The sequence below is a fragment of the Oscillospiraceae bacterium MB08-C2-2 genome (genome assembly GCA_035621215.1).
GTDB lineage: Bacteria > Bacillota > Clostridia > Oscillospirales > Ruminococcaceae > WRAV01.
Map to the genome: position 1 here is coordinate 840,701 of CP141729.1, position 23,945 is coordinate 864,645.

Sequence of the window (23,945 nt, forward strand, 5' to 3'; positions counted from 1 at the left end):
TGACAGCGCAGAGCATAACGCCCTTACTGCTATAACCTGCCGTTTACATAAGGGTTATTGCGGCGTTCTTCTTCCAGCGTAGTGGAATCACCATGACCGGGATAAACCTTGTAGTTCCCTTTGAGCGCCGCCAGCTTCGCCAAGGAAGCCTTGAGCTGCTGGTAATCGCCGCCGTAAAGATCGGTGCGGCCCACATCCCCGGCAAAAAGAGTATCTCCGGCAAAAATTTGATCCGCACAGAGATAACATACCCCGCCCTTTGTATGGCCGGGCGTTTCCAGAACCTGAAAGGTTAATTCATCTAAGGCGATAGTATCGCCTTCCTTAAGGGTTTTTACGTTTTTCAGCAGGAAATCTCCATCGTCATCGTAGCGGAAGGCGGCCAGACTTTTGCTGGAATCTGCCAGCATTTCGGCATCCCCTTCGCCAATGTAAAGGTCAGCCTCCGGAAAAGCCTCCATCAGCTTTTTCACCCCGCCAATATGATCGTGATGCCCATGAGTCAGCAGAATGTGCCGAAGGTTCCACCCGTTTTTGGTGATCTCCCCTGCCAACCTTTCCGGTTGTGCACCGGGATCAATGGTCACACAGTTTTTCTCTTCAGAAGCGAGAATGTAGCAGTTGGTGCCAAGCATTCCCACCGGGATAGTCAAAAGCTTCATGTTTATTCCTCCTTTTGGCCGCGGCGGCCGGGCATGATTTCCTGAGAATCCAGCAAAACGGTCACCGGGCCGTCGTTGTGAATTTCCACCTGCATGTCACCGCCGAATTCACCGGTCTGCACCGATACCCCCGCCTGTTTAACCGCCTCAACAAAGGCTTCATACAAAGGGATCGCTGTTTCGGGGCGGGCCGCTTCCACAAAGGAAGGGCGGCGGCCCTTTCGGCAGTTGGCATAAAGAGTAAAGTTTGAGACAATCAGGCATTCTCCCCCTGTATCCAGCAAGGAGCGATTGAGATGACCTGCATCATCATCAAAAATGCGAAGTCCCATGGCCTTATCCGCCATATAGGCGGCCTCGGCCAGAGTATCCTCATGGGTGATACCAATGAGAATCATCAAACCCGGGCCAATGCTTCGTATTCCTGCACCCGCAACCTCTACACTGGCCTTTTTTACCCGCTGAAGAATCAGGCGCATTTACTGCACCGTCCTTTCCACTCGGTTGACACCGCTGATCTTGGAAAGGTTGCCCATGATGTGCTGAAGCTGATCCAAACCATGGATGCCCACTGTAATCTGGATGCCGGTCTGATTGCCCGGCTGTTCCTTGGCTATCAGGGAATAAACGGGTATGCGCAGATTGTTGAGAGCCATGCTCACATCCACCAGCAGGCCGGGGCGCTCTTTGCCATAAATATCGATGGTGGATTTAAAGGTTTCCCTATCGGAATCCTCCGCCCATTCACACCCAATCCATCTTTCCCGCTGGTTGGGGTCATCAATGGCAGAGGCAACGTTGATACAGTCTTTTTTGTGCACCGAAACACCAAAGCCCCGGGTGATATAGCCCACAATATAATCGCCGGGCAAGGGGTTGCAGCATTTTGCGAACTTGACCAGAACACTGTCCAGACCTTCCACAATCACGCCGCTGGCCGCTTTTCTGGGGCGCTGGGAGGCGGTTTTTTCCAGCTGACGTTTCAGCTCCTCCTCATGGGAGACCTTATAGTTTTGCTGGTACATCTCCTTGATGCGGGGCATAATTTTAGAAAGGGAAATACCGCCGTATCCAATAGCCGCAAAGAATTCCTCGGCGGAATTCAAATGCTGGTTCTTGGATATCTTATTCAGGAACCGTTCTTTTTCTTCGGAGGAAAGCAAAATGCTGTTGCGTTTAAATTCCTTGTCGACCTCGGTTTTGCCTTGAAGAATATTCTCTTCCTTGCGTTCCCGCTTGAACCAGCTGCGAATGCGGTTTCGGGCACCATTGGTTTTAACAATATTCAGCCAGTCACGGCTGGGGCCATGACCCTTGGCGTTGGTGGTGATGATGTTGATAATCATACCGGTCTGGACAAGGGTATCCAGCGAAACCATGCGGCCATCCACCTTGGCCCCGATCATGCGGTTGCCCACCTCCGAGTGGATAGCATAGGCAAAATCGATGACTGTAGAGCCCACAGGCAGGCTGATCACCTCGCCTTTGGGGGTGAACACAAATACCTCGTCGGTGGAAAGGTCTGATTTAATGGAACCCATGATCTCCTGCACATCCACCGTATCGTTCTGGGATTCCAGCAACTGGCGAACCCACGAAATACGCTCCTCCAGCGAATCGGTGCCCTTGATGCCCTCCTTGTATTTCCAGTGGGCGGCGATGCCGTATTCAGCGGTGTGGTGCATATCCCAAGTGCGGATCTGAACCTCAAAGGGGATCGCCGTTTTATCGATCACTGTGGTATGCAGGGATTGGTACCGGTTCTGTTTGGGGGTGGAAATATAGTCCTTGAACCGGTTTGCAATGGGTGTGAACATATCGTGGATAATGCCCAGCACGTTATAGCATTCATTTACAGTGTTTACAATAATACGCAGGGCATAGATATCATAAATTTCAGCGAAAACGCGCCCTTGCACATACATCTTGCGGTAAATGCCGTAAATGCTCTTGACCCGTCCCTCAATGAAATAATCCCCTATATCGGTATCCAGACGCTGGCTAATCTTGGCCTTGATGTTCTGGATAAAAATTTCCCGCTCGTTTTTCTCGGAATCCAGCAAAAATTCAATATCCTTGCAGGCTACAGGGTCCAGATAACGCAGAGAAAGCTCCTCCAGCTCCTCCTTGACTGCACGGATACCCAAGCGGTGCGCAATGGGGGCATAAACCTCCATGGTTTCAAGAGCCTTATCCCGCTGCTTCTGCTCCGGGAGAAAGCTGAGAGTGCGCATATTGTGAAGCCGATCGGCCAATTTAATAATGATAACCCGGACATCCTCCGCCATAGCCAGCAGCATTTTGCGGATGTTTTCCGCCTGCTGCTCCTCCCGGGAAGAAAAGAAAATCCGCCCCAGCTTGGTGACGCCATCCACCAAAAGGGCGACATCCTTGCCAAACTTCTTTTGGATTTCCTCCAAAGGATAATCTGTATCCTCCACCACATCATGCAAAAGAGCGGCTACGATGGAATCGGTATCCATTCCCAAATCCACCAGAATAATGGCCACAGCCAAAGGATGGATAATATAGGGCTCCCCCGATTTTCTAAGCTGTTTTCCGTGTGCCTCAAAGGCAGTCTGGTAGGCTCTTTCTATCATGGAAAGATCATATTGGGCATCGTTAAGCTTTATAATTTGAAGCAGGTCATTATAGTCATTCACGGGTGATCACCTTCTCATGCTTTCAGCATTTTTAAAGTAGGGGTCTGATCTAGATCGGCTTTTTCCGAAGTTTTTTCCGCCGTTATAGTCACAGAGGAGCCTGCTGCCTCCAAACGGAGCAAGCCCGCCTGACTTAAAATATCCACACAAAGGCACAAAGAACAATATTCAAGTTGGGGATACAGGGCATAATAGAGGCCCCATACACCACTGGTAATTTTACCTATCTTGCGCATATAGCGGTAAACCGCCGCCAAATCCTCTCGGCTGGGAATCAGTCGGATGCGCTCTTCCCGTGTGGTGATTTCCCTACGCAGGAAGCTTTCATAAATGCCCTTGCCTGCCAGCAGAGCCTGCTGATCCAATCCACTGGGGTGAACATCCTTAATGCGGATGCTCAGGCGGGTGGTTCCATTCCAAACGTCTGTATTAATATTCGCTGCCGCATCCAGTTTATCCCCGATGACAAAGGGAAAGCGCTCCGGGGTCATACCAAAATAAACGGCAAACAGGCTTTGGCCTTCCAGCAAAAGCTTGAGGCGTATGTGTCGCCCTTCCGCCAGCGAGTAAACGCCCTCCAGCACAGCGCCCCGCAGCAGGAAAACAGGCTGCTCATTCCCGGAACCAAAGGGTTCCAACAGGCTGAGCCGCTCCACAGCCTCCACTTGCAGAAGTGATGGTTCAATTGCGGCGTCAATCAGCAGCTGCCGCACCGGCATCACAGGGCAGCTGCGGGCGGCATATTCCTCAATCTCTTTGGTAAAAGCCTCCAAATGCTCTCGAGGAAGGCTCAGCCCGGCCGCTTGATTGTGCCCGCCGAATTTAGACAGAAGCCCTGAACAGGCGCTAATGGCCTCGATGATGGAAAATCCCGGCAAACTCCGGCAGGAGCCCCGGGCTGTTTCAGCATCCAGTGAAAAAACCATGACCGGCTTGCCATACCGCTCCATCAGGCGGGAGGCCACAATTCCCACCACACCATGGTGCCAGCCCTCGCCCCATACGCTAAGAATGCGGGAACGCAGCCGGTGAGGCTCCTTTTGAAGCAACTCAAAAATCCCTTTGAGTATCTGCTCCTCGGTTTCCTTTCGGCAAAGGTTCTGTTCGTTTATTTCCCCGGCAATATCCATAGCAGCGTTTTCACTTTCAGTGAGAAGCAGCTCAACACCGTCATCCGCAACACCCATGCGCCCGGTTGCATTCAGGCGGGGAATTAAGCCAAAGGCTACCGATTCGCTGGCCAAGGCCCGGCCTGAAAGACCGCTGACCTCCAGCAGAGCAATAATCCCCGGATGATGGGGATCAGCAAGCTGCCGCAGGCCATGGCGCACCAAAATACGGTTATCCCCTGTCAGGGGAACCACATCGGCAATGGTGCCAAGGGCCACCAAATCGGCGTAGTATTCCATCAGCTCGCCGCTTTCATCCCCTTCCAGCCCGCAGATCAGCTTAAAAGCCACGCCCACACCGGCCAAATCCTTGTAGCGGCTGGGGCAATCCTTTCGGTGGGGATTGATAACGGCCACTGCCTGGGGGAGCTGGCTGCGAGGCTGGTGATGGTCGGTGACCACTACCTCCATACCGAGAGTGGCGGCGTATTCGATTTCTTCCAAAGCGGAGATGCCGTTATCCACTGTGATGATCAGTTCCACACCCTGCTGCGCCAGAATATCCAGAGCGGGCCTATTGAGCCCATAGCCTTCTTTTTCACGGTTAGGCAGATAGTAGATTACATCCGCCCCTTCGTTTTGCAGATAGCTGACCATCAGGGCTGTGGCCGTAATGCCGTCACAGTCATAATCGCCGTAAACAGCGATGCGTTCCCCATTTTCCAGAGCCCGTGCCACTCTGGCAACACCGGCCTCCATATCAGCCAATGCAAAAGGGGATTCCAATGCAGTGGTCTCCTGCAAAAGAGCGGAAAGCGCCTGCTTTGAGGTGCAGCCCCGGGCAGCCAGTAACCGGCAGACCAGCTCGGGAAGCTGTGTTTCCTCTTGCAGTAGGCGCAAATCGGCCTCAGAGACCGTTGGCCGCATTATCCATTCCCTGATTCCCACAGTTTTTCCTCCAAGGCAGTATCAAACTATATAATAAATGGGTCTGAAAGTATTTTGCTATAGTATCCAAAATTGGAAGCAAACACGCCTGTTTTCAAAACGAGAGAATGGCCTACTAAGAGGCCAAACTGCGTCTTTGCTTTTAAAAACGATGGTTTCGTTTTCAAGTTTATTGACTATATCAAATAAGTATATAAACAAATCCAACGTATATTGTAGCACAATTCTCTAGAAAATACAAATATTTACCTGCTTCCCTTCCTTCTCTCAATGGCAGGAAGGCCTGCAAGACACAGCGGTCTCACAGGCCTAAAAAGCGGGCTTGAAGATGCAAACAAACATTTTCCCCTTTGGCACCGGCACATACAAGAACAGTACCTGAGAAAAATTTGAGGGTTAAAGCCGTATCATCCAAGCGCAAGGGTATTGGCAAAGGCAAAATACAGCCCGGCCTCTATCAAAGCGGCTCCCAGACACAGCGCCGCTGCAACCATAAAGCGCCCGCAATAAAGCCTTAGGGAGTAGCTTGCTTCCTTATTCCCCTGCCGCCCCACCGCCCCGGCAAAAAAGGTGGCCAGCCGCAAAGCCTCCCGGCAGCCCAGCAAAAGCGCAACTGTAGAAACTACAGTGCTGGGAAATACCAGCACCGAAACATATCCGATGGCACGAGAACCATAGTAGGCATACAAGGCACCGGTAGAAAAGCCTAAGCCCAAGCCCTTGAACAAAGGCAGTGCCACAATTACTGGGTGTGAAATGGCACAGAAGCCACAGACAAAGAGTACAACAATAAAAAGCAGTGAGCTGCTTAGAGATGAAACAAAGAGTTGTGATAAATTGGCTGACTGCCGCTTTTCCCGAAAGCCGGAGAAAAGGCGGAACAGAAGCTGTAAAGTCTCACTCTCAGCGGATTTTACCAAAATGGTACCAAACACTACCCCCAGAAGAAAAAGCCCTCCCAGCAGCAGTACTACCAGATTTTTGCGGGCATATTCATAGAGTGAATGGGTGTAATATCGGCGGCGGGCACTCAGAGACATGGTTGTCCTTGTCATTTTCTTCATCCTCCACTTGGTGCAGAATTGGATAGACTACTGCTATATATATGTGAAGAAATCCGCTGATAGACATGACAGCCGAATTTTCTCTCCCCGGCCGCTTTATTGCTGCAAAAAAGCCCCCAAGGCCATAATCGGATGGCTTTGAGGGCTGGGCTCCCGAAAGAACCCTGCTGCACTATAAAAGTTTTATGCATATTCTAACAGAAGGGAAAAAATGAAGGCAAGCTGTTATTTGCCCAACTCCTGCAGCTCATAGGCCCGCTGAATGCAATCATCAAAAGCTGTGCTGATGGCCTGCTCGAAACCACAGCGCTCCAGAGCTTCCATGGCCTTGAGCGTGGTGCCGCCGGGAGAACACACCATGCGGATCAGCTCCTCATGGGATTTATCCGACTGCAGCATCATCTGTGCGGCTCCAATGAGGGTATGGCAAAACAGTCGATTGGCTTGCTGAGGGTCAAAACCCTTTTCCTCGGCCTTCTTGACAATTACCCGGGCAAACTCATAAACAAAGGCCGGACTGCTGCCCGAAACCGGTATGATCTCGTTCATTTTATCGGGAGGAATAACCTCCGCCACACCGGCGGATGCAAAAAGCTGAACGGCAAAATCGAATTCTTCATCCGTTACCGGAGGCTGGTGGCTGAGAATGGATGCCCCAAAGCCCACCAGCATAGGGGTGTTGGGCATGGCCAGAATCAGCTTGCAGTCAAAGCCTATTGCTGTTTTGATATACTTGGCAGTCATGCCCGCCGCAATGGAAATAAGCAGCTTATCGGGAGTCATGGCGGCCTTAACCTGAGGCAAAACTTGTGTAAAGATCTGGGGCTTTACAGAAAGAAACACGGTCTGGCAGCCAGTTACCAGCTCTTCCACGCTGTCAAAGACTACAAAGCCACGGCTTTGGTAGCTTTCCATTACAGAAGCATTGGTATCGAAAACGCCGACCTGAGAACACTCCATGATGCCGCTGCCTGTAATGCCCCCGATGATGGCTCCCGCCATATTCCCTGCACCAATAAAACCGATTTTTGCCTGTTTCATCCTTTAATACCCCTCTTTCCAAGCTGTTATAAAGTCAATAGCCATTTATATTCCATTTTTTAAGCCTCCGCCAAGGCGGCCTTAATCATAATAGCACATTCCAGCCTCTTTTTCTCCATTTGGCAGGCAATGTCATAGCTTTTGAGAATATCGCCTTCATACTGCATATTGTTGGCGTTACACCCGCCACTGCAATAAAATTTAGCCCAGCATTGCTGGCAATCCTGCTTTTGATAGACTGAGGTTTTGGAAAAACGCTCTTTCATATCCAAATCCAGCGTACCATCCAAAAGGCTGCCCATTTTCCACTGATCATGGCCGATAAACTGATGGCAAGGATAAATATCCCCATCCGGTGTCACGGCTATGTATTCGTTGCCGCAGCCGCAGCCCCGCAGACGCTTAATGGCGCAAGGCCCTTGATCCAAATCCAGCATGAAATGGAAGAAGTTATAGCCCTTACCCTCTTCTTTGGAAGCCAATATCTTACGGGCCAATATCTCGTATTCCTCGAATATACGCGGCAAATCCTCACGGGTAATGGCATAAGGCAATGCAGGATTTGCAGCCACCGGCTCCACCGAAATTTGATCAAAGCCTGCCGCATGAAGGCTTTCCACATCCTTGGAAAAATCCAGATTATACTTGGTGAAGGTGCCCCGCACATAGTAGCGGTCATGGTCTCTTTTTTCCACCAAGCGCTGGAACTTCGGCATAATGGCATCGTAGCAGCCGGAGCCGTTCACGCGAGCCCTGACACGGTCATTAACCTCTTTGCGCCCATCAATGGAAAGCACCACATTGGACATTTCTGCATTGATAAAATCCATCTTGCTTTCATCCAGAAGCATACCATTGGTTGTAATGGTAAAGCGAAAGTTCTTGCCGTGGATTTTTTCCTGTTCCCGGGCGTAAGCGACCACTTCCTTGACCATCTGGAAATTCATCAGTGGTTCGCCACCGAAGAAATCCAACTCAAGATTGCGGCGCCCTTGGGATTTTTCAATGAGCAGGTCCACTGCTTTTTTCCCAATCTCCACCGGCATAAGCATGCGCCCGCCGCTGTAATCGCCTTTGCCTGCAAAGCAATATTCGCACCGCAGGTTGCAGTCGTGCGAAACATTCAGGCACATGGCCTTGATTGGCGAAGCCACCATGCGGTCCGCGTAGGGGCCATAATCATCCACAGAAAAAAGCTGACCTGCTTCATACAGGGCAAAAATGTCTTCATAGGCCTCTGCAAGCTCCTCCGGGGGATATTTCCCCTCCAAAGCCTGTAGCACCTCCAGCGGGCAGCTGGGCCCCAAAGGAGGAACCAGCTTTTCCAGAAGATCATAGACCAACTTGTCCACTGTGTGAATAGCGCCGCTGTTCACATCCAGAACAATATAATGCCCATCCAGGCAATACTGGTGAATCATGGATTTTACCACCTTAACTTAAACTTACAAAATACAAAACGAAAAGGGCAGTTGCCTGCCCTAACGTGTTTCAAACTATACAGAAATGATTATCTGTGCCCGAAGCACAAAATTATTTCTCGCACTTCTGGTTTGCCACAGTGCAGGAAGTTTTGCAGGCAGACTGGCAGGAAGCCTGGCACTCGCCGCAACCGCCTTTGGCAGCAGACTGCTTGAGATTAGCCTTATTCAAGGTTTTAATGTGTTTCATCGTTTATTCCCCCGCTTTGCATTAAAATAGGTAAAGCATGCTAATAAATATCCGATAGCAGGCAGCAGCCCTTTATCGAGAGTTATGAGCAGCAATATTCTTAAATATTATAGCACAAAAAGGGGTTCTTTTCAATTATTTTCTGCGCGGACGGTAATTGACCCCTAAAACACCGCCAAGCATGGCTGAAAAGAGAATGAAGATCACTTTGGTGACAGCCAGCAGACCAAATCCGTTGTCACTGACTGCAAAGCTGGAAAACAGCACAACAAAGCAAAGTATTCCCCCAACAATCGCGCCCCATAAAAGCCCGCTTTCTTTTTTGATCTTAGCGCAGATAAAACCGGCGGCAAAGCTGCCCACCGAAACCGAAAAAACCGCCATAGGACTGATAATGGATTGGGGTATGCTTTGTGTTGCAATCACCACCGAAAACAGAAGCAGCAATCCCACACAAACAGCGATTCCCACACACAGACTGACCAGTAAAGGCCGCAGGCTGCGTCTCAGGGGCCCCGGCTCGGAAGTAACGGTCCTTGTATTCGACATACAGTCTCCCCCTCAGGTTAAAGTAATAGTTCATCTATATTCGGGGGCTGTACCAAATATACATGCCTGCTGCATCTGATACAAATTCAAGCAGACAAAAGAGTTCTCGGATGCAGGTTTATTCCTTAGCTTCCTTTTTCTCTTTCTTTTCTTTCTTCTCTTTTTCTCTGGCTTCCATAGCCGTGTTGTTGGCCTGAATCGCCCAGCGGGCAATACGGATCTTGCTGCGGTCGGAGCCGGTTTCAATTAAAATGGTATCCTCTTTAATGCTGACTACACGGCCAATAATACCGCCGGAGGTGATGATTTCATCGCCTACATCCAGCCGGGAACGCATCTCCTGGATTTCCTTCTCGCGCTTTTTCTGGGGACGGATCATGATGAAATAAAACACAGCAAAAATGGCACCAATACCGATTAACTGGGTGATCATTCCCATTGTACCGGCCTCACCGGTAGCTCCTGCAGCCAAAATAGTATTTAGCATAACGACTCCTTCTTTTTTGGATGGGCCGATTGTCAGCGGCCCGTTCCATATTATTGTGTGCAAAAACCCCTCTGCTTAAGCGGAATTCTTATTGTATTATATATAAATACCCGCTATATTGCAAGCAATTTGGCGGAAAAGTGAAGACTTAAATCCGTTTGCCCAGAATTGGCACCCATTTTTCCCGAAAAGCTTCAAACCGATTCTCTTCAATGGCTTCTCTGATTCTTTCCATAAGGGTATTGTAAAAATAGAGATTATGGATAACAGCCAGCCGCCCTCCCAGAATTTCGCCTGCCTTAAACAAGTGGCGAATATAAGCTCTGGAGTGATTCCGGCAGGTCGGGCAATCACACTCAGGATCAATGGGCTCGCTATCCTCCTGATATTGGGCATTACCAAGAATACGGATTCCCTGCCAAGTAAACATCGTCCCATGGCGTGCGTTGCGGCTGGGCATCACACAGTCAAACATATCCACTCCCCGCCATACCGCCTCAATGATATTTACCGGAGTTCCCACCCCCATTAGATAACGGGGCTTATTGGCAGGCATATAAGGCTCTACAGCGTCAATGGTTGCATACATTTCCTCAGCGGTTTCACCAACCGCCAAGCCGCCAATGGCGTAACCATCCAGATCCAGTTCCGCTATATCCTGCATGTGCTGGATACGCAAATCCTTATAGGTGGAACCCTGATTGATGCCGAAAAGCATTTGCTCTTTATTGAGCGTTTCGGGAAGCTGATTCAGGCGATCCATTTCTGTTTTGCAGCGGCGGAGCCAGCGGGTGGTTCTAGCAATGGATTGAACCGTATAGTCATAAGCCGCCGGGTTCTCAATGCACTCATCAAAAGCCATGGCAATGGTGGAGCCCAAATTGGATTGAATCCGCATGCTTTCTTCCGGCCCCATAAAAATGCGTTTGCCGTCCACATGGGAATTAAAGGTGACACCCTGTTCTTTAATGGTACGCAGCTTGGCCAAAGAAAAGACCTGAAATCCGCCGGAATCGGTTAAAATCGGGCCATGCCAGTTCATAAAGGTGTGCAGGCCACCCAAGCGGCGAATCAGTTCATCGCCCGGGCGTATATGAAGATGATAGGTATTGCAAAGCTCCACCTGGCAGCGAAGCTCTGTGTTCAGATCAGGTGAAGATACGCCTCCCTTAATAGCAGCGGAGGTGCCAACATTCATAAAAACCGGTGTCTGAATAACGCCGTGAGGAGTATGAATCTCTCCCCTTCGGGCAGATTGTTCCTGATTAATTAAACGGTACATGGAAGGCTCCTTCTATTACAACAAATTATAGTAAAATACTCATATATAAACAAAAGCAGCGACATATATGCTTCGCAGCTTCAAACCTCTATGACTATACCACATGTTCCAATCTGGTTTCAAGTCCGAGAAAAATCCTTTGACATATTCTGTACTATACTTTTTGTTTTTAGCGTATTGTCTGCTCTTATTCGGCCAATACAACCCTGTCACAATTGAATCAACTGTGGGCTTGCACTACAGAGCGCTCTCTATTACGGTTCATTGACGTAGAAGCCCATATTATACAGTCATTTACACAAAAAATGTTTCAAATAACTATGAAGAACGCATTCATGCGGATGCATCGGCACCGCATTACAGCTCTATGGGGGTGTTGTGTCAGACAGTTATGACTGTTTGGCACAAATTCCACGATAGAAGCAGTCTTTGGAATATTATACATAGCCTATTCCTGAAAATTCCCTTTAAGTGGAAAGGCTATGCATAAAAAAGTTCCATTTTTCTTCTTTTTTCGTCAAATTAATGGTATAATGGAACAGTAAAAAAAAATCGTAGTATGCTGTCCGATAGCCTCGGTCCGCCTTGACCAACATGAGCCTAATTTCACCTCAAAACAGTGCCAAAACTGTCTTGAGGCTGCGGTAAAGCTGCAGTTCCCACCGAAACAGGCGGGAGAGTGCCGTTTATAGTCATTTGTGTGTTAAGCAGTCATTCTGTATTCAACATGTAGGAAAACCCACTGGAAAATGCTCTCGCAAAATGACTATGCATAACGAATTTACCCGGTATATTGGCACCGGGGTGCATCCCAAACAAGGGTGTGCTGGAAAGCGGCCGCAGCTGTTTTTCAGAAATTCTACTACAAACGAAGTCGGGTGATTTTAGTTTTGGATAGACAGGACCAAGAAATCAAACTAACCAATCTGCTGAATCTGGAAGACATTCAAGATCTTCAAGATTTATTTGCCGCTGTCTCGGGCATGACCGTATCTGTGGTTAATGCACAGGGTCAGCTCATTACCCAGCCCAGCAATCTGCTGGATTTTTCTCACGAAGCTTCCACAACCTTAGAGGTTTACCAGACGCTGCTCTCTTCGTATCATTTTTTATACGACAGCTGCCGCAATTCCCAAACAGCGCAAACTTATTTTTGCCGTTTGACCGGGCTTTCCACTGCGGTGGTACCCATCTTTCTGGAAACTGATTTTTTAGGAGTCTGGGTGGTGGATTTAATAAAAATATCCGATCTATCCCAGCAGAATATAGAAGCCTCTGAAGAAGATTCTCTCCCCTTTAATCCGCAGCATTTCGAAATAAAAGACATAGAAAATCTGCCCAGTGTCTCCCACGAAAGACTTTCTCTCCTCACCAGCCTGCTGGAGCATATCACCCGAACACTGGTTTCTATGGCTGAACGCAATCAGAGTGTCTCTCAAAGCAACCAAGAGCTGGTAGCCATGACCATGCAGCTGAACACAACAGCCGAAATGCTCACAAAGCTTATTGATTCTGCGGATGTTAACCTGTATGTTACCGATTTTTTCACCGGTGAGCTTTTGTTGGCAAACAACCGGCACGCTCAGCTTTTGGGGACTACGCCCGGTGAAATGATTGGCCAGGTATGTGAAGATATCATGGGTGAGGATAGCACTGCTTTTTGCGGTTCCTGCGCTAAAGAGCGGCTTCTCACTGAAAACGGCTTGCCGGCAGAGCCCTATGTTTCCACTGTATATAACAAAGAGCATAATTTATGGCTGCGGTGCACCAATCAGGCCATCAATTGGGTGGATGGGCGGCTTGCTCATATGGTCACCTACATTGATATCACGGAAAATGTGGCTTTGCAGGAAGAGCTTTCGCAGCTTGCTTTTTTTGATCGGCATCTCAAGCTGCCCAACAGTCTTAAATTGATTCACGATCTGAACAACCTTCCCGCAGATGAAGATTTTTCCCTAATCTGCTTTGATATTCAGTCGCTGCGAAAAATCAACGACGGTTACAACCGAGAAACAGGCGATAACCTGCTGATCCAGATCCGCAACTGGATTATAGAGCTGGATATTCCCGGCGCAACCATGTATCGCATTGATGGTGATGAGTTTGGTCTTGCACTCAGCAATATGGACCCCAGCGCCGTGGAACTTCTCGCACAACAGCTGAATCTGCGGTTTGAAGACCCATGGGTTCTCACCACTGCCAAAGAAAAATTCCACATCTTCTGCAACATTTTTGTAGGTGTAATTCACAATGTCAAGCATTTTTCTGATGACAACAAGCTCATTAACCTGATTGAACGGGTGATGGAATCCGCCCGGGCAGAAGGCCGGATCGTGGTTTATTCCGAATCCTCCGATCAGAAGTTTCAAGAGCGTCTGCTGCTGGAAATGAGCCTTAAAAATTGCATCAACGAAGGAATGAAAGGTTTTTCGGTTTATTATCAGCCCATTGTAGACCCCAACACCGGAATGTGGTGCAGTTTGGAGGCTCTTTGCCGCTGGGAAAGTCCTGAATTCGGCCCTGTTTCGCCTCTCGTGTTTATTCACGAGGCAGAACAAATGGGTTTGATCAGCGTTTTGGGCCACTGGGTTTTGGAAACGGCTGTCCGGCAATGCAAGCAATGGGGACTGGATGAACACAGTCGCTTTATTTTGGATGTGAACCTTTCCCCTGTTCAATTGGCCGATGAGGGGCTCTTCTCCAAAATTCTGTATATTCTTCGGAAATACGATTATCCCGGCGAAAAGCTGAGTCTTGAGATCACCGAAAGCACCCAAATGAACTTTACTACCCATGCCATTACAGCTATTGACCGTCTGCGGCAGCATAATATTCAAGTGGCACTGGATGATTTCGGAACTGGATACTCCTCCTTTAACAATCTGAAAAACCTGCCTGTCAGCCTTTTGAAGACTGAAAGAGCTTTTATTGTGGATATTGAAAACGACACTTATCTTCAGTATCTGCTATATGTAATGGTGGAACTGGCTCATGCCGCCGATATGCGCTTGATTGCCGAAGGCGTTGAAAACAAGGAACAGCTTGAAATCCTACTGAAAAACGGCGTGGATTTTGTGCAGGGTTATTTATTCAGCAAGCCCCTGCCCGCTGCTGAGCTGGAAGCCAAGCTCCACAAATTCTACCAGATTTCCAACTCCACCCAATCGCTTAACCCAAACCCTGTTAATCTGCAGCGGATTATCAATGGAGAATCCCCTCTGACTCTCACCCCCAATCTTTATCTCACTTTGAATCAGTGCATGCAGCTGCTGATGAACAGCTGTGACGTTTATCAGTCTATGACCACAGTGCTTTCGATTATTGTGGATTCTCTCAAACTAAGCCGGGGCTATGTCTATTTCTCAGATACCCCCTTGCTTTTCACTCAAAAAAGCATTTGGTGTGATTCTATGACCCGCTGCCCTGAAATGCTCGCAAAGCTTTTGGATTTCCGGGAAGAATCACCTTACTGGATGGATGTTCTGAAAACCGATAAGATGATACTGGTTCCTGACCGTGCTTATCTGCCCAATGAAATTCAAGAAACTTTGATCGAGCCGACATCGCAGTCTTTTCTGGTTATCGGGCTGTTTCATGAGGATGAAGTGATTGGTTTTGTTGGATTCGATGATTGCCTTCATTCCCGTGGTTGGCTGCCGGAAGAAGTATCAATGCTTTATAACCTTTGCTTAATTATTTCAAACGTCACCCAATGCCAACAGCTGGAAGCAAAGCTTTTTGCCCGGGAAACTGTTCTTGAAAATGTGCTTCATCATCCCAATATTGGTATCTGCGTTACAGACCCGGAAAGTGGCTGTATTCTTTTTGCCAACGATAAAATACGACAGGCTTTCGGTAACCCGGATATTGCAGAAGGCAGGCTTTTTCACGAAATACGCAACCCGGAGGATCTGAGCCACCTAATCAACTCCACCTCTGGTGAAAGCTGGGAATTCGAGAATAAACAAGACGGACGGTTTTATCGGGTGAGCTCCAGTACGATCTCTTGGAATGAAAACCAGACCGTTTTTTTGGAACAGGTTCAGGATATTACAGAACACTATGAACGTCCGGCACAGTTGGAAGCTTATCGCTCAGACTGCCAATTAGAGGATCAACTGTATAAGCCCATCGCTCTGGTCGAGCAGCTTCAAAAGCGCCTTAAAGAAGCCAGAAGCCAGAACCGGCCGTTATCCTTGTGCCTGATCGATATCAACAGCGCTGCCAATGGTGCCCATACACCAATACAAAAAAAGCTTTTAATAACCAGTACCCTGCAAACCATTAAAAGCTTTACCCGCCGGTTTGATATGGTTGCCCAGCTTAGCGAAGAGCAGTTTGTTCTGGTTCTTTCCTCCTGCACAAAAGAAACCGCATTGGCCAAGATTCTGAACGCTAAGCAAACCCTGCTGCAAAGCCATATCGAAGGCTTTGGCAGTTCTGTATTCAGCTTTGGCATCGCAGAAGCTTCCGAGGTTCCTTTTACAGATGAAGAAAACCACTGTTTGGAACTTCTGGAGCTGGTGAAATCCCGTATTAGAGAATTCCAGAAAATGCACTAAAGCTCCCTTTTATAGTTGTATGAGTATATAAAAAAAGCGGCCTGCCTGATAAAAGGCAGGTCGATTTTTTATGCTGAATTGATCCGCTTATATTTATAGGGCAGATCCTTTGGGGCGCCGCCTTGTTCTGCGGCGGTTCGGCTGCTTTGTATTCACAAGCTTTTTTTCTGCCAGAACAATCTGAGCCGCTTCCCTCTCCTGATGATCCCTGCGCTGGCGCTTCTTTTCTTGAAGAATCTCATTAGACAGCTCATGTGCGCTGTTGTTGCCATCTCGGCTAATCCAAAAAAGGGTGACGAAATTGTTTTTTTCCAGCCGCATAAGCTGCATGGTCAAACCGTAAAGCAATTCATTTTCCGCCAGATAATCCGGCAGCTTTTCCGGTCTGTTCTGCATGGCAAGCGTAGCTTTAGCCTTTTGAATGCCCTCTACCAAAGTCAAATCATCGCAGTGAAAGCGAATGGTCTGGCTAAAGGGAATATAGCCGGTTCTCTGCTTGGTATCGATATATCCGATTGCCTTATTCAGCGCCCGCAGTTCACATAAACGAATGTTTGAGGATGCGGGGATTTCCTTCCCAGATCGAAGCTGCAGACTCCCATCCATATAAACCACCACACCAATGGTAGCAATATCACCTTTAGGATAATAACTGGCATCGCAATAAACATCAATACGCATAACCAGCCTCCTTTCATCAGGCAATACCTTTTTATCGGTTGATAGTAAATTTAATTTTTCTATGCCAATAGTATACCACAAAAAGGGGGTGTCTTGCACCTTTTTATTTCTTCCAAAGAAAACCGCCCTTCTTTGAACGATTCAAAGAAAGAGCGGTTAAGCAGCTCGTATTGCATCCCTAAGTTGAAATTACCTAAATCAAGTTAGTTCGATCACTTCTTTTAAGACTGCTGCACGAATTCCTCTTAGGAAGCCAGTTGGCTATCATTCTATCGCAGAATACTTGATGGCCAAAACCTACCGGCCCAGAGCACGCAGCTCTGTGGGGTTAAAACGGTATTTCTTGTTGCAGAAGTGGCAATCCACTTCGGTGACCTCCTGCTCCTTGGCCATTTGATCCAGCTCTTCCCGCCCAAGGCTCAGCAGAGCACGTTCCACACGCTGGCGGCTGCAATCGCACCGGTAAGAAACTTCTCGGGTCTCAATAACCTGTGGTTCCATGCCTTCCAGCAGCTTATGAGCGATATCATGGGGTGTCATCCCGGAAGATAGCATCTGGGTAACAGAAGGAAGCTTTCCCACGTTGGCTTCCAGCTGGGCAATGGTCTCATCGGTGGCTCCAGGCAGAAGCTGCACCAAAAAGCCCCCGGCATTGAGCACAGTCAAATCGGTGTTAACCAGCACACCGAGGCCGCAAACCGTGGGGGTCTGCTCGCTGGTGGCATAATAGTGGGTGATATCCTCAGCGATCTCGCCGGAAACAATGGGAGTCTGGCCAATATAAGGCTCCTTCATCCCCAAATCCTTGAGGACATAAAGGAGGCCGTTTTTGCCTACAGCACCCGCCACATCCAACTTGCCATATTGATTCAAAGGCAGCTCTACAATGGGATTTTCCACGTAACCCCGCACATTGCCCTGAGAATCGGAAACAGCGATAACACTGCCGGAAGGCCCATCCCCTTTAAGGCGCAGCGTGATGGAATCATCCTCATGATACAGCATAGTGCCCATCATGGAGGCCGCAGTCAGCAGCCGCCCCAGAGCTGCTGTAACCACAGCGGAGGTGCGGTGAAGCTGCTCCGCTCTAAAAACGATGTCGGTGGAATCCATAGCCTGGCAGACTACGCCTCCATCCGCTGAAATGGTTTTGATTATTGTTGCCATAAAATGTTCTAGTTCCTTTCCTGCTCCTTCTTTCTGGCTGCAAAAACCAGACGTTCGGAACTTTCCTGAGGCGGCTCAAAGCTATCCTCATGAAAAATAGCAAGCAGCTCAAAGCCAGCCTGCTCCAAAAGCTTCTCCCACACCGAAATGGGGTAGGCCCTTTCACAAAAGCATTCCCTGCTCCGGTTATACCGCCCGGATTCCAGCTTTTCGAAGAAATCCAGTGTAACCTCCACCACTCCATCCTGGGAGCTGAAGGCATTTTGCCATACACAATAAACCGAGGGCTTTTCCAAAACAAAAACGGAATCCCCCAGTATATTCTGGTGCTTATAAAAAGTGTTAACATCAAAGAGAAACAGCCCGCCAGGGTTGGTAAACAGCCCTACCCGGTGAAAAACTTCCCGGAGATCGGCTTCCGCAGTGATATGATTGAGACTATCCAGTGCACAGACTGCCACATCCACCGTGCCGTATAAATCTAACTCTTCCATATCCTGACAGAGAAAGAGCGGTGGCTTTTCCAATATGCCTGTTTTAGTATAGGCCATAGAAAGCATTTCCTGAGAACCATCCACACCAATGCACTCATAGCCTAGGTCGGCTAAAGCCAGCGTCAAGCTGCCGGTGCCACAGGCTAAATCCAGCAGAAGGCGGCCTTCGCCCAGATTGTATCGGTGTATCAAGCTGTCAAAATATTTGGCTCTGGCGGCATAATCTACATTATCGGTTAAGGTATCATAATGGCGCGCAAAGACACTGTAGCTCATTCCTTGGATTCCAAACGGGAAAAGGCCAGCTTATAGCCATCGCTGCCATAATGAAGCGACCGGTTAACCCGGCTGATGGTTGCGGTGCTGGCTCCGGTTTTCTGCACAATATCGTTGTAAACCATCTGCTGGTTAAGCATATGGGCCACCTGAATACGCTGGGAAAGAGCCTTCAGCTCGGGAACTGTACACAAATCCTCAAAAAAAGCATAGCATTCCTCCATGCTTTCAAGAGTCAGTATGGCCTGGAAAAGAGCATCCAAATCAATCTTTTTTAATTTATCGGTCATGATAAACCACCCTCTCGTTTTCCCAAATACCTGTACCTATAGTGTAGCACAAAGCTCTATCACTGTAAAGCGTTAACGCACCAACAATACCACTAAAAATGCCCATTACACCACAGCAAGATACCCGAAAAACCCAAAAGAGAACGGCACATCCTCTCAAAACGAAGGAAATGCCGTCCGTCGAGCTGCTTTTTACAGCTTAAAGCAAATCGTTGCGCACCAGATCTTCGTGGGTTTCTCTCTTAACCACAACACGTGCATCCTTGCCATTGACCATAACCACAGCGGGCTTGGCAAGGCGATTGTAGTTGGAGGACATGGAATAGTTATAGGCACCGGTTGCCAGCACCGCCAAGGTATCCCCCACTTGGACCGGCTGGAGCTTTACATTCTCGCCCAACAGATCACCGCTTTCACAGCAGCGACCTGCTACCGTGACCACAGAGGCTTTGGGCTGAGTGGCCTTGCCTGCAATCATCATATCGTATTCGGCCTTGTAAAGGGCATAACGGGGATTATCGGCCATGCCGCCATCCACCGAAACATAGGTGCGGATATTGGGGATTTCCTTGATGCCGCCAACGGTATACAGTGTGATACCCGCAGGCCCGGAGATGGAACGGCCCGGCTCCATAATGATAAAAGGAGTGTTCAGACCGTGCTTGGCGCAGTTCTCCTTGACGGTGCGGGAGACCATTTCCATGTAGCTGCCATATTCCACCGGGTTGTTCTCGGGGGTATACTGGATGCCATAGCCGCCGCCCAGATTGAGCTCGGCAATCTCATAGCCCAGCTCATCCTTCACCTTAGCCATAAGGCCTACCATAACCTCACCGGCCAGCTGGAAGGGCTCCACACCGAAAATCTGTGAACCAATGTGGCAATGCAGGCCTGCCAGATGAATGTGGCTCATGCCGATGGCCTGCCGGATGGCTTCAAAGGCCTCGCCGGTTTCCAGCGCAAAGCCAAATTTACTGTCAATCTGACCGGTTTTGGTGAAGTCATGGGTATGGGCATCAATGCCCGGCTTGATGCGGAAATGAATGGTTACCTTTTTATTGTCAGCCTTGGCAATCTCATTGAGCAGTTCCAGTTCATAGATGTTATCCACCACAATGCGGCCGACACCGCTGCGAACTGCATAGGTCAGCTCCACAGGAGGCTTGTTGTTTCCGTGAAAAAGAAGCTTCTCCGCCGGGAATCCTACCGAAAGAGCGGTATAAAGCTCCCCGGAGGATACCACATCCATGCCCAGTCCTTCTTCCATGACGATCTTGCAGATGGCCTTACAGCAAAAGGATTTTGCAGCAAAGGCTACCATTCCGCGACCGTCGTAATATTTTTCCATAGACTGCTTATAGCTGCGGCAATTTTGGCGAATCTGGTTCTCATCCATTACATAAAGCGGGGTTCCAAAGGTCTGGGCGAGCTCAAGAGTATCCCGCTCTCCAATGGTCAAATGTCCCTGGGAATTGACACCCAGGCAATCGGATACAAACATACACACCTCTCCTGTTTTGTAAACTTATTTCATTTCAAAACAATCCCCCAAAACTGTTTTGAAGTTGCGGCAAAGCCGCGGTTTCCGCTCAAAGAAACGGAAGAAATACTATTTATAGTCAATTTGAACACCTTAGGTGCACCGGCGTGCTCTGCACAGCCAACTTTAAAACAAGCGATTTTAAAGTAAATTTACTATTTAAACAAACCGGAGCTTATTCCGGCAATTGCTGCTCACTTTCAAAACCCGCTGCAATTTCCTCAATAATACCGCGGACTTCTTCCACACCCTCCCCTGTCTCCGCAGAAAAAGGAATGACCGTAATCTGCTGCGCAAAAGGGATTTCTTGCTGCAGCGCCTCCAAACGGCTTTGACGCTGCATGGGCTTTAGCTTATCCATCTTGGTCAACACCACCACAAAAGGAATCTCTGCCTCGATGAGAAAATCAAGCATCGTCAGATCATCCTGTGTGGGAGCATGCCGGGCATCGATGAGCTGAAAAATCAGCTCAAGGCTGCGCCCGGTGCTGAAATAATCCTCCATGAGCCGCCCCCATCGGGCCTTCTCGGTTTTTGCTACCTTGGCATAACCATAGCCAGGTAAATCCGCAAACCGGGTGTTTTCCACCTTGAAAAAATTGATGGTGGTGGTTTTTCCCGGGCTGGAGCTGACCCTCGCAAGCTGTTTTCGATTGAAAACGGCGTTGATCATAGAGGATTTACCCACATTGGAACGCCCGGAAAAGGCGATCTCCGCAAGATCGGAAGGGGGAAGCTGGCTGGTAAGGCCATAGGAGGCTTCAAACACTACATTGTGAAAATTCATAACCACTCCTCAATGCCAAAGGGGCCTATTGCTGAAGCACCGCCTTGGCAGACAAAACATCTGTTTCATATTCCAAAGCAGGGATAACCTCATTGCTTTGGGCTTTTTCCGCCGTTCCAGTGTATTTCTCTACCAAGGCCACATCCAGCACAGTGCGGATATGCTTGGCAGGGATAAACCGAATGGCTTGCTTGACCACAGGGTCTACCTCTTCCAGATCGGAAAGGTTATCCTGCGGGATAATAATAGTCTTGATACCCAAGCGATAGGCCGCCATGGTTTTTTCTTTCAAACCACCGATGGGAAGCACTCTGCCCCGGAGAGAAATCTCACCGGTCATGGCAACCTCACGATGAACGGCAATACCTGAAAGTGCAGATACCAACGCAGTGCAGATGGTAATACCCGCCGATGGGCCATCCTTGGGCACTGCACCCTCCGGCACATGGATATGGATATCTTTGGTTTTATAGAAATCCTTAGGGATACCGTATTTTTCACAGCAGGTACGCACATAACTGATGGCGGCCTGGGCAGATTCTTTCATCACATCGCCCAAACTGCCGGTGAGCACCACCTTGCCGTTGCCTTCCAGCACCGCTACCTCAATCTCCAGCATTTCGCCGCCTACAGAGGTCCATGCAAGGCCGTTAACCAAACCAACCTCATCATGATCTTCCAATACATCTAGTTTGAATTTATGGGCTCCCAAATATTCCTGAATGTTCTGAGCGTTGATGGTTACCTTCTCCAGCTCGCCGCCCACAATCTTTTTGGCGGCCTTGCGGCAAAGGGAGGCAATCTCCCGCTCCAGACTACGAACACCGGCTTCCCGGGTGTAGTGATCAATCAAGGCAAAAATGGCACCGTCGGCCAACTTAAAGGTGGCGGAAGTGAGCCCGTGTTTTTTAGACTGCTTTTTGACCAGATACTTTTTGGCAATGCTGAATTTTTCCTGGCGGGTATAGCTGGTCAGGTTGATGACCTCCATCCTATCCAGCAAAGGCCGGGGGATGGTGGAAAGGTTATTGGCTGTGGCGATAAACAGCACCTGAGAAAGATCAAAGGGAATCTCGATATAGTGATCCCGGAAAGCGAAGTTTTGCTCGGAATCCAGAACCTCCAACAGCGCCGCGGAAGGATCGCCCCGGTAATCGCTGCCCAGCTTATCCACCTCATCCAGCAAGAGAAGCGGGTTTTTGGTTCCGGCCTGCCGCATTGCATTGATAATCCGGCCAGGCATAGAGCCCACATAGGTTTTGCGGTGACCTCGAATATCCGATTCATCCCGCACGCCGCCCAAGGACATCCGCACATATTTGCGCCCAAGGCTCTTGGCGATGGAATTGGCCACCGAGGTTTTGCCCACGCCCGGAGGGCCCGCCAGACAGATAATCTGCCCCTTCATATCGGGGGCCAGCTTACGGACGGCCAGCATCTCCAAAATGCGCTCTTTAACCTTCTCCATACCATAATGGTCGGCATCCAGCTGTTTTTTGGCTTTGGCAATATCAAACCGATCACGGGTGGTCTTGTTCCAAGGAAGCTCAAGGCAGGTATCCAGATAGGTTTTAATAACCCCTGCCTCATGGGAATTGCCCGGCATTTTCAGCAGGCGGTCGGCCTCCTTGTGAAGCCGCTCGGCGGATTCCTCATCCAGCTTGAGGGCCTCGATCTTTTCGTGATATTCATAGGCCTCGCTTTGGGAATCTCCATCCCCCAGCTCGGCGGAAATTGCCTTCATCTGCTCACGGAGGTAATATTCCCGCTGGTTGGTATCAATTTGATCCCGAACCTTTTCTTGAATCTCCTGCTCAAGAGAAAGGATTTCATTTTCTTCCTCCATAATATGAATGAGCAGGCGCAGCCGCTTGGCAATGCTGGATTCTTCCAGAATTTTTTGCTTGTCCACCGTTTTAATGGGCATGTTAGCCGCTATGTATTGGGAAATAAACTCAGGATTTTCCGAAGCAATGGCGTTGATCAGCATATCCTTTGGCATCCGGGGGGTCAGAGAGCTATACTCCTCAAATAAATCCTTAACGGTACGCAACAGCGCATCCAGCATGGATTTTTTTCCGCCTCGGGCACTGTTAACGGGATATTCTTCGATGAGAGCCTCAAAGTATGGCTCATCCTCCAGTATTTTCAGGGTACGGGCACGATAAAGCCCCTCCACCAAAACCCGCAAATGATTCTGGGATTTGATGATCTGCTTGACTTCGCCCACAACACCGACTGTATACACATCACCGGTATCAGGCTCCTCATCCCGCACATCCTTCTGTGCCACCAAATATATACGACGGTCGGCATTCATGACCTCATTGAGAGCCAGTATGGATTTATCTCTTCCCACATCAAAGTGAAGAACCATTTGGGGGAACAACACCATACCACGCATGGCCAGCATGGGTATTTTAATTGGCTGAATGCTTGTATCAGCGTTTTTCATGTTTGAACTCCCCTTCTTTTTCATTTATTCAATCAATATGCAGGGCTTACAGCCCAAATGCACGCTGTTTCTCCCTGCCTGACAGATGGTTAGAATCTGCCATATTCAAATTATAGTAAAACTGTATGCAATGTTTCAAGTGAATCTCATGAAGAGATCATGAACAAATTTTGCACTCGACTATGGAGTCTGCCAATTTCACTTCAAACCTGCCTGA

19 protein-coding genes are annotated in these 23,945 nt (G+C 48.8%); 1 reads left to right on the forward strand and 18 read right to left on the reverse strand.

Annotated features, from left to right (window positions below; genetic code table 11):
* Positions 1 to 29: 29 nt before the first annotated feature.
* The 11 genes from U6B65_03690 to tgt all read right to left on the reverse strand — a co-directional run bounded on the left by U6B65_03690 (position 30) and on the right by tgt (position 11,476).
* Positions 30 to 662, reverse strand: coding sequence for an MBL fold metallo-hydrolase (locus U6B65_03690; protein WRS28243.1), 633 nt, complete (start codon positions 660 to 662; stop codon positions 30 to 32).
* A 2-nt stretch (positions 663 to 664) separates the two neighbouring features.
* Positions 665 to 1,141 (reverse strand): D-aminoacyl-tRNA deacylase, encoded by a 477-nt coding sequence (gene dtd / locus U6B65_03695; protein WRS28244.1) that lies wholly within the window; start codon positions 1,139 to 1,141, stop codon positions 665 to 667.
* Entirely contained in the window at positions 1,142 to 3,325 is a 2,184-nt protein-coding gene (locus U6B65_03700) for a bifunctional (p)ppGpp synthetase/guanosine-3',5'-bis(diphosphate) 3'-pyrophosphohydrolase (GenBank protein ID WRS28245.1), read from the reverse strand. It abuts the gene before it with no gap.
* Positions 3,326 to 3,339: 14 nt separating this feature from the next.
* Positions 3,340 to 5,382, reverse strand: coding sequence for a single-stranded-DNA-specific exonuclease RecJ (gene recJ, locus U6B65_03705; protein WRS28246.1), 2,043 nt, complete (start codon positions 5,380 to 5,382; stop codon positions 3,340 to 3,342).
* 407 nt (positions 5,383 to 5,789) lie between these two features.
* Entirely contained in the window at positions 5,790 to 6,437 is a 648-nt protein-coding gene (locus U6B65_03710) for a stage II sporulation protein M (protein ID WRS28247.1), read from the reverse strand.
* A gap of 234 nt (positions 6,438 to 6,671) precedes the next feature.
* Positions 6,672 to 7,487, reverse strand: a complete 816-nt coding sequence (gene proC, locus U6B65_03715) for a pyrroline-5-carboxylate reductase (protein ID WRS28248.1) — start codon at positions 7,485 to 7,487, stop codon at positions 6,672 to 6,674.
* Between the two features lie 59 nt (positions 7,488 to 7,546).
* Positions 7,547 to 8,908, reverse strand: a complete 1,362-nt coding sequence (scfB, locus tag U6B65_03720; protein ID WRS28249.1) for a thioether cross-link-forming SCIFF peptide maturase — start codon at positions 8,906 to 8,908, stop codon at positions 7,547 to 7,549.
* Positions 8,909 to 9,020: 112 nt separating this feature from the next.
* Positions 9,021 to 9,158 carry a six-cysteine ranthipeptide SCIFF gene (gene scfA / locus U6B65_03725; protein WRS28250.1) on the reverse strand — a complete coding sequence of 46 codons (138 nt, stop codon included), beginning with the start codon at positions 9,156 to 9,158 and terminating at the stop codon, positions 9,021 to 9,023.
* A 135-nt stretch (positions 9,159 to 9,293) separates the two neighbouring features.
* Positions 9,294 to 9,707 (reverse strand): TIGR04086 family membrane protein, encoded by a 414-nt coding sequence (locus U6B65_03730; GenBank protein WRS28251.1) that lies wholly within the window; start codon positions 9,705 to 9,707, stop codon positions 9,294 to 9,296.
* A 118-nt stretch (positions 9,708 to 9,825) separates the two neighbouring features.
* The gene (gene yajC / locus U6B65_03735; GenBank protein WRS28252.1) at positions 9,826 to 10,194 is read right to left on the reverse strand and encodes a preprotein translocase subunit YajC; all 369 of its coding nucleotides are present in this window, start codon (positions 10,192 to 10,194) and stop codon (positions 9,826 to 9,828) included.
* Positions 10,195 to 10,342: 148 nt separating this feature from the next.
* On the reverse strand, positions 10,343 to 11,476 hold the full coding sequence (gene tgt / locus U6B65_03740) for a tRNA guanosine(34) transglycosylase Tgt (GenBank protein ID WRS28253.1): 1,134 nt from the start codon (positions 11,474 to 11,476) through the stop codon (positions 10,343 to 10,345).
* An 890-nt stretch (positions 11,477 to 12,366) separates the two neighbouring features.
* On the opposite strand from tgt, the gene U6B65_03745 reads away from it, so the two are divergent.
* Positions 12,367 to 16,038, forward strand: a complete 3,672-nt coding sequence (locus U6B65_03745) for an EAL domain-containing protein (protein ID WRS28254.1) — start codon at positions 12,367 to 12,369, stop codon at positions 16,036 to 16,038.
* A gap of 93 nt (positions 16,039 to 16,131) precedes the next feature.
* On the opposite strand, the gene U6B65_03750 is transcribed toward U6B65_03745, so the two are convergent.
* The 7 genes from U6B65_03750 to lon all read right to left on the reverse strand — a co-directional run bounded on the left by U6B65_03750 (position 16,132) and on the right by lon (position 23,728).
* Positions 16,132 to 16,719 (reverse strand): hypothetical protein, encoded by a 588-nt coding sequence (locus U6B65_03750; protein ID WRS28255.1) that lies wholly within the window; start codon positions 16,717 to 16,719, stop codon positions 16,132 to 16,134.
* A 297-nt stretch (positions 16,720 to 17,016) separates the two neighbouring features.
* The gene (gene hslO, locus U6B65_03755; GenBank protein WRS28256.1) at positions 17,017 to 17,886 is read right to left on the reverse strand and encodes an Hsp33 family molecular chaperone HslO; all 870 of its coding nucleotides are present in this window, start codon (positions 17,884 to 17,886) and stop codon (positions 17,017 to 17,019) included.
* 8 nt (positions 17,887 to 17,894) lie between these two features.
* On the reverse strand, positions 17,895 to 18,656 hold the full coding sequence (locus tag U6B65_03760; GenBank protein ID WRS28257.1) for a class I SAM-dependent methyltransferase: 762 nt from the start codon (positions 18,654 to 18,656) through the stop codon (positions 17,895 to 17,897).
* Positions 18,653 to 18,946, reverse strand: a complete 294-nt coding sequence (locus tag U6B65_03765; GenBank protein WRS28258.1) for a YerC/YecD family TrpR-related protein — start codon at positions 18,944 to 18,946, stop codon at positions 18,653 to 18,655. The genes U6B65_03760 and U6B65_03765 overlap by 4 nt, the downstream gene beginning before the upstream one ends.
* 199 nt (positions 18,947 to 19,145) lie before the next feature.
* Complete coding sequence (gene lysA / locus U6B65_03770; protein WRS28259.1) at positions 19,146 to 20,447, reverse strand: diaminopimelate decarboxylase; 1,302 nt, start codon at positions 20,445 to 20,447, stop codon at positions 19,146 to 19,148.
* Between the two features lie 214 nt (positions 20,448 to 20,661).
* A complete protein-coding gene (gene yihA / locus U6B65_03775) occupies positions 20,662 to 21,273 on the reverse strand; it encodes a ribosome biogenesis GTP-binding protein YihA/YsxC (protein WRS28260.1) in 612 nt (203 codons plus the stop codon).
* Positions 21,274 to 21,298: 25 nt separating this feature from the next.
* A complete protein-coding gene (gene lon, locus U6B65_03780; protein WRS28261.1) occupies positions 21,299 to 23,728 on the reverse strand; it encodes an endopeptidase La in 2,430 nt (809 codons plus the stop codon).
* Positions 23,729 to 23,945 lie beyond the last annotated feature (217 nt).